The 6,199-nt window shown below is 54.0% G+C and carries 10 protein-coding genes; 8 read left to right on the top strand and 2 right to left on the bottom strand.

Translation table 11 applies throughout. The features are described 5' to 3' along the window. Positions 1 to 158: 158 nt before the first annotated feature. Both QRN38_RS25675 and QRN38_RS25670 read right to left on the bottom strand, forming a co-directional pair. Positions 159 to 452 carry an addiction module antidote protein gene (locus tag QRN38_RS25675; protein ID WP_074321561.1) on the bottom strand — a complete coding sequence of 98 codons (294 nt, stop codon included), beginning with the start codon at positions 450 to 452 and terminating at the stop codon, positions 159 to 161. Further along, on the bottom strand, positions 449 to 751 hold the full coding sequence (locus QRN38_RS25670) for a type II toxin-antitoxin system RelE/ParE family toxin (RefSeq protein WP_285362783.1): 303 nt from the start codon (positions 749 to 751) through the stop codon (positions 449 to 451). The genes QRN38_RS25675 and QRN38_RS25670 overlap by 4 nt, the downstream gene beginning before the upstream one ends. Positions 752 to 926: 175 nt before the next feature. Here QRN38_RS25670 and QRN38_RS25665 point away from each other — a divergent pair, with 175 nt between their 5' ends. The 8 genes from QRN38_RS25665 to QRN38_RS25630 all read left to right on the top strand — a co-directional run bounded on the left by QRN38_RS25665 (position 927) and on the right by QRN38_RS25630 (position 6,023). Then, positions 927 to 1,313 carry a hypothetical protein gene (locus tag QRN38_RS25665; RefSeq protein WP_285362782.1) on the top strand — a complete coding sequence of 129 codons (387 nt, stop codon included), beginning with the start codon at positions 927 to 929 and terminating at the stop codon, positions 1,311 to 1,313. A 30-nt stretch (positions 1,314 to 1,343) separates the two neighbouring features. Then, on the top strand, positions 1,344 to 1,712 hold the full coding sequence (locus QRN38_RS25660) for a hypothetical protein (RefSeq protein ID WP_285362781.1): 369 nt from the start codon (positions 1,344 to 1,346) through the stop codon (positions 1,710 to 1,712). A 188-nt stretch (positions 1,713 to 1,900) separates the two neighbouring features. Beyond that, on the top strand, positions 1,901 to 2,737 hold the full coding sequence (locus tag QRN38_RS25655) for a DUF932 domain-containing protein (protein WP_074321554.1): 837 nt from the start codon (positions 1,901 to 1,903) through the stop codon (positions 2,735 to 2,737). 57 nt (positions 2,738 to 2,794) lie between these two features. Then, entirely contained in the window at positions 2,795 to 3,232 is a 438-nt protein-coding gene (locus QRN38_RS25650) for a hypothetical protein (protein WP_074321552.1), read from the top strand. 134 nt (positions 3,233 to 3,366) lie between these two features. Then, the gene (locus QRN38_RS25645) at positions 3,367 to 3,663 is read left to right on the top strand and encodes a TrfB-related DNA-binding protein (protein WP_074321550.1); all 297 of its coding nucleotides are present in this window, start codon (positions 3,367 to 3,369) and stop codon (positions 3,661 to 3,663) included. Between the two features lie 935 nt (positions 3,664 to 4,598). Continuing rightward, on the top strand, positions 4,599 to 5,030 hold the full coding sequence (locus QRN38_RS25640) for a hypothetical protein (RefSeq protein ID WP_122222970.1): 432 nt from the start codon (positions 4,599 to 4,601) through the stop codon (positions 5,028 to 5,030). An 83-nt stretch (positions 5,031 to 5,113) separates the two neighbouring features. Continuing rightward, entirely contained in the window at positions 5,114 to 5,425 is a 312-nt protein-coding gene (locus QRN38_RS25635) for a hypothetical protein (RefSeq protein ID WP_122222968.1), read from the top strand. A gap of 145 nt (positions 5,426 to 5,570) precedes the next feature. Next, complete coding sequence (locus tag QRN38_RS25630) at positions 5,571 to 6,023, top strand: hypothetical protein (RefSeq protein ID WP_122222966.1); 453 nt, start codon at positions 5,571 to 5,573, stop codon at positions 6,021 to 6,023. Positions 6,024 to 6,199 lie beyond the last annotated feature (176 nt).

Raw genomic sequence — 6,199 nt, 5'->3', positions numbered from 1 at the left:
AGGCTCACGCGAAAGACCGTGCTCGAAAAAGCGGGGTTGAACAGGGCGCGGGGTGGGTTGGCCATCGACTGGACGTGCGCGCACGCGGTCGGCATCGAGGCGCGGCAGAATCAGCTCAGAAAGCCAGTGGCGTCAGGTCCACCGGCTATCAAAACGCGTTAAGTCGGTGAATGGGCACGTGCTGTCATGTCTACCCCTACGGCGCGCATCACGGCAAGCATGGTTTTCAGCGTCGGATTACCCTTGTCACTAAACGCCACGTAAAGCGATTCGCGTGATAGCCCTGATACCTTCGCTATTTCGCTCATTCCCTTGGCGCGTGCCACCACACCAAGGGCCTGTGCGATATGTGCGGCATCGCCCGTTTCAAACGCATCAGCAATGAAGACTGTGATGCTTTCAGCGTCGACCAGCGCCGCGGCTGGGTCGTAGTCATACAGTGATTCTTTCATTCATTTTCACTCCAGTCATGAGCCAGTGTTTTGGCAGTCTCTATGTCGCGAGCCTGAGAGGATTTGTCCCCCCCGCACAGCAGGATCACCAGCTCGTTACCCCGTTGTTGGAAGTAGACCCGATAACCCGGGCCATAGTGAATGCGTAACTCGCTGACCCCTTGGCCGACAGGTGAAACGTCTCCCATCAAGCCGTTGGCTACGCGCAAGATACGAGCTGCAATAGCGGCCTTGGCTCGGTTGTCCTTGAGTTTGCTTTCCCAGGTGCGGAACGTTGCGGTTTGTTTGATCGTATTCATGGTGCAATTGTAGCATATAAACCACACATGTAAATCTATTTTATGTCACCTATTTTCGTACAAAAAGTTGATTTATTTGGCTGCGAATGAGATACTGATCCCGTCAAAGCAAGTAGCGATGACCCTGGCACTGAGGCGGCAACCTCTTCCGGGCAAACTGCAGAAGGACACGATCATGCTCAACGCCAAATCACTTGTTCACCGTATCGCCACTGATGCTTTTTCCTTTGGCTATTCGATCATAGCCACCGACGTGAATACCGGTCCAAAGCGGTTCACGTCGCTGGAAGAGGTTCAAGCGGAATTGTTCAGTGACGAGGACGAGCTCAAGCCTCTGATCGTTGAATTCAGAAATCACTCGCGCTTGGCCACGCAGTGGGAACTTGAAGCCGCTGACATTGCAGACCGAATGAACCTTGCGCGTGACGTAGTTACCGCAATTGCGCATTGCATGCGTTGTGGTCGAGTGACGATAACCCAGAGAAAAACCGAGTCCGAACAGTTCCGAGTTCTCTGGATCGGCGGCACTGATACGGACCAAGTAGTCGATCTGGGCAATTAAGACGAGCAAACCCGGCAGGAGGGTAACGGCATGCACGACGAAATATATGACTGGAAATGGGACGGTGTTTCCATCGACGCCATCGAAAGCTTTGCCGCCAGCTACCAGCTGAGTTTGCTGGATTTGTATGAGGGCTATTTTCCAGAGGGCTGGCCTGATTCTGTCCCCGGCAGTTACCGGGGGTTGGTGCTCGGTCCCGTGTTCGGAAGAAACATCGGTAGCCCCGAGGGGTACAAGCGGTTTATGCGCATCCTAGCTATCGACCACGGCGGCAACGCGCTCACTCTCGAAGGGGCTACCGATATTTATCGCGGTGCGGACGGCTACAACGTTCTCAAGAAAGACAGTCGCGAGGCGATGGGGCTGGTGGATGTATACCGTCTTTACCCGCAGTCCTAAAGGCAATAAGCACATAAAAAGCCTACTTCTCGCACGCGAGAAATATATACTTTTAGTCATTTAATTTAGTACAGAATGTTGACTTATTCGGCGTGAACGCTGATAATGATCACGTCGAAGCAACACGGCATCGACACCCGGAATACGCGGCGGCAACCGCTCCGGGCAACTGCGAAGGAGATTATCCAATGCGTCTATCCAGCAATTTCCGTAACCCGAATATGCTTCGTTCGGTCCAGCCACTGACCGACGATCAGATTCGCACCGTCGCGCCGTCTATCTACGCGATGGAAGCGCATGACAGCCGCTCTGAACGCTACCGCTACATTCCTACTGTCGAAGTGCTCAATGGCTTGCGCAAGGAAGGCTTCGAACCCTTCATGGTTTGCCAGACACGTGTGCGAAATGTTGAGAAAGTTGAACACACCAAGCACATGATCCGTCTGCGTCATGCCAGCAACATCATGGACAAGGAAGCCAACGAAATTATTCTGCTGAATAGCCACGACGGTTCGTCGAGCTACCAGATGATTGGCGGTGTTTTCCGGTTTGTTTGCGCTAACGGCCTTGTACTGGGTGAGTCATTCGCAGATCAGCGAGTACGTCACAGCGGCAAGCATGACGTTATTGGCGAAGTGATTGAAGGAGCCTATACCGTCCTCGATCAGTTCAAAAAAGCCGATGAACAACGCGACGTGATGAAACAGACAAAACTGCAGGAGTTTGAACAGCTTGCTCTGGCAGCCGGCGCAATAGCTTACCGCTACGACCAGCGCGAAGGCCCTGCGCCGATTACCGCTTCCCAGCTCTTGCGTGCTCGACGTTTAGAGGATCACTCCAACGACCTTTGGACCACGTTCAATCGGGTTCAAGAAAACGTTATCCGTGGTGGCCTGCGTGGCCGCAATGCCAAAGGTCGACCAATGACGACGCGCGCAGTGAATGGCATAGATCAGGACGTGAAATTGAATCGTGCCTTGTGGGCAATGGCCGAGCAGCTGCGCGTCGGTTTGATCGCTGCGTAATCAAAGTCACCGGGCGCCATGGGCGCCCGGTATCTGTCGCAGATAGGAGTATTAGCCATGTTCAAAGTTTTTTATGTGCCAGGCCAAACGACCATCATTGATTACGCTCGCGAAGTTGCACCAGGTATCTGGGCGACTCGTAACCGCTTGCTGATGCTGCCAGAACTGCAGATCAGCCACCCCGGCGCGGTACTCGGGGACGAGGAAGGGTTCCTGCTCGATCAAGAAGCTGTGTACGGGACTCGCCCAATTGAAACAACACAAGCACGTTTCAATCACGCAGCGGCTAATCAGCCAGTGTCTGATTACGAAGCTGACGGACAATGCGACACTTTCAAGCTTGAAAACTGCGTGGTGGGGAACGTAACGCGCATTTACGCGCACTGGGAAGGCCGCTACTGGACTTTTCTGGGCTTGGCGACTCTGCCCCACGGTGCAATCATCGAACGCCTGTCACAGAGCCTATCAGCGCGTAAGAGCGATGAGGCTATCTAGGATGTGCTTGCAGCTTCTCCTAGGGCCGATCAACCGTTGGGCATCACCTAATCCGACCGCCGTAAGATCGGGACGACCATAAAACCGGGCTGGGCCTACACAAGGCCCAGCCTAAACACACTAGGAGAACTTGCATGACCAAGACACGATATACACCGGAACAATGGGAATCATACTCCGCTGCCTTACGCTCAATGAGCGTCAAAACCGTCGAGCTTGCCCGGGCGGTACTGGTCGAAGGGAAGAAGCCCGTTGCCCTAGCCGATGAGACGGGGGAGAAAAAACAGGTCATTTACGCTGCAGTACAACGAGTCAACGCTGCGCTTGCTAATGCAGGTGCGCAAGAGCTAATCCCGGTGTTGGTCTGGGTGCCAGCTGAACTTGAAGATCAGGTGCGTGCTATAGCCCAACCTTACCCACAACCACAATGATGGTGCCCTTATGCCCCAAAACATCACCAGCGAGCGATTCGACCGTAAGCGGCCGAGGACCCGGAACCTCGCTATTAAAGCGTTACTCATCTGTCTGATCCCTACGCTGGCTGTCGCTTATGGAGCTTGGGTTGAACCGTCTCCGGAGTATCGTCAAGTCCATAACGCTCTTGTACTTGCCGCATGGTTCAGCTTGATTTTTGTGTATCTGGGCGCAGCCATACACATGGTGGTTCGGTCCTACTCGCTACTCAGGTTTCTTATTGGTCTATATATCGTTTCACTTTCCACAGCGGGTGTCTGGATCATCACCAACCTCAAGTGAGTTTGGGCGTGCTCGGCTTCGCCTCATCGGCTGTCGTGAACCAAGCCCCGGCCAAGAGCACGCCGGGTCTTGGCCCTTCGGGCTTCCATCCTCACGCCTTCGCCCGTTCCGGGCTGCGCACTCCGTTTGCCTTCCAAGATCAAAAGCCGTCTCCGCCGTCGCTCCGAACAGGGGCCAGCCCCTGCGCTGCGCTACCCCGGATCCCACAAATGCCACCTGCGATGGTGTGTCAGCACCAGGTCTCCGCCGTCGCTCCGAACAGGGGCCTGCCCCTGCGGCCGTTCCGGCCTACCCCGGTTGCTGCACCATTGGACCTGCCGGGACCTGTCGTCTTGCAGTGCCTTGCGTCACGGGACCGCGCAGGCTCACGCGAAAGACCGTGCTCGAAAAAGCGGGGTTGAACAGGGCGCGGGGTGAGTTGGCCATCGACTGGACGTGCGCGCACGCGGTCGGAATCGAGGCGTTAATAGTATACTTTTTGTCAGCATTTATATGATAAATAGTTGATTTATCAAGCCGCAAATGAGATACTTATCCCGTCAAAGCAAACCGCTCTGACCCTGGCACTGAGGCGGCAACCTCTACCCGGTAACTGCGAAGGAGACTCATCATGAACGCCACTTTCCTTGAAATACTTGATATTCGCGTAACCTTTGAAAAAGCACTGATCAATGGCGACGAGTTGACGCAAGAGGAAAACATGATTGAGGCGCACATCGCGGGAGCAAACGCCCAGTTCGCTGGTGAAGTTCAGATCCCAGCGCTTTTCAGAAATGTTCCGCAGCTCAACGAAGCCTGGCACGACGGTTGGGAGGCTTCCACCCGTGGGGCTCACTGGCGTTTGCACGTTGAGGAAAACGGCTGTGAACTTGAAGCCGACGCCGAAGAGTCGAGGGATAATGATCTTGCAGAAATGCGTGCCGCTGAAATCGCTCTGCTGGACGGCGTAATTGAAGACATTCCGCAAGAGGTTTGGGACTCTTACCCGTTCGGCTTTGACGAGTCCGAAAGCAACTGCTTTGACGATGATGTTACACATTGATTACGCCGGGAAATCTAATACCGTCACAAACGCTCCATCGCTCTGGAGCGTTTCCTATGATCAAACTGGAAAGGGATTAAAAGATGAAACAACCTCATGAGAGCCGTTCCGATCAAGATACCCCAGAGGATTGGGGCTCACGAAACGTCAAGTGCTTTCAGTACATTGCATTAGCCTTTATGTTGATTTTGACCCCTATCCTGATCGGCATGCTTGATCAGCCAATACCGGGTTGGATGTTGTGGCTATCGCCATTCTCGGCTGCCTTCGCATTCCTGATGGCTGGGTTCACGCGCAGCGAGCTGGTGCCAGAGGCGGTTTATCTTGCTCTGGCGTGTTATGCCATTGCTGCATGCTCAGTGCTCGTTGGTATGTACACCATCATGTTTTCGTAAGTATCTTTTTTGTATGATATATACGCACAAAAAGTAGACTTCCTCGGCGTGGTTTGAGATAATAACCACGTCGAAGCAATCCAGCCTCGACACCCCGGTGCAAGCGGCGGCAACCGCTTCGGGGGAATCTGCGAAAGAGGCAACTATGACCACTAATACCGTTCATGTTTTCTACCAACCCGGCCACCACTACATCTGGGCTTACGCTCTAAAAAATGACGCTGGCGAATGGGTTGATCAGTGTGGGACAACGCTCGCAACGCTGGCTAGCCGTTACCCAGGCATGCGAGTTATGACCAGCGATCAAGCAGTAAAGCGCATTGAAGCAATCAGCAAAGAAGCTCCCATTGCCATCGACGAGACTGCCTATGACGATGCGCTCTCAACCCTCCCCCCTATGGGCTGGACCCATGATCAAGAAACCTCGTCGTTCAAGATGAGTGAGTTCACTAACGGTACGATGACGCGGATCTATGTGCGGATCGGCAGCCGCTATTTTCGTTTCACAGGCCCTTTCACGCTTACTCACGACGAGTGCGTGGCAATAGTTCGTGCTGAAACGCCGGCTCTTTTCAATTGGGCCCAAATCACGGCCTAAGTGAACCGGGGAGGCGCTGCGCGCCTCCCCTCCCCCAATCCCCGGCAACAGCGGCGGCAACCGCTCCGGGGCTCTGCGAAGGTGATCCAAATGACGAATATCGTCAGCGACAAACATATATGGGGAGCCTAGAGAATTCGGAAAAAATCGTACGCTAAGGTTTTCCGAGCTGTCGT

Origin of the sequence: Pseudomonas sp. CFBP2511 (genome assembly GCF_030209255.1) — a bacterium.
GTDB lineage: Bacteria > Pseudomonadota > Gammaproteobacteria > Pseudomonadales > Pseudomonadaceae > Aquipseudomonas > Aquipseudomonas avellanae.
This window is presented reverse-complemented; position numbering and strand designations above follow the sequence as displayed.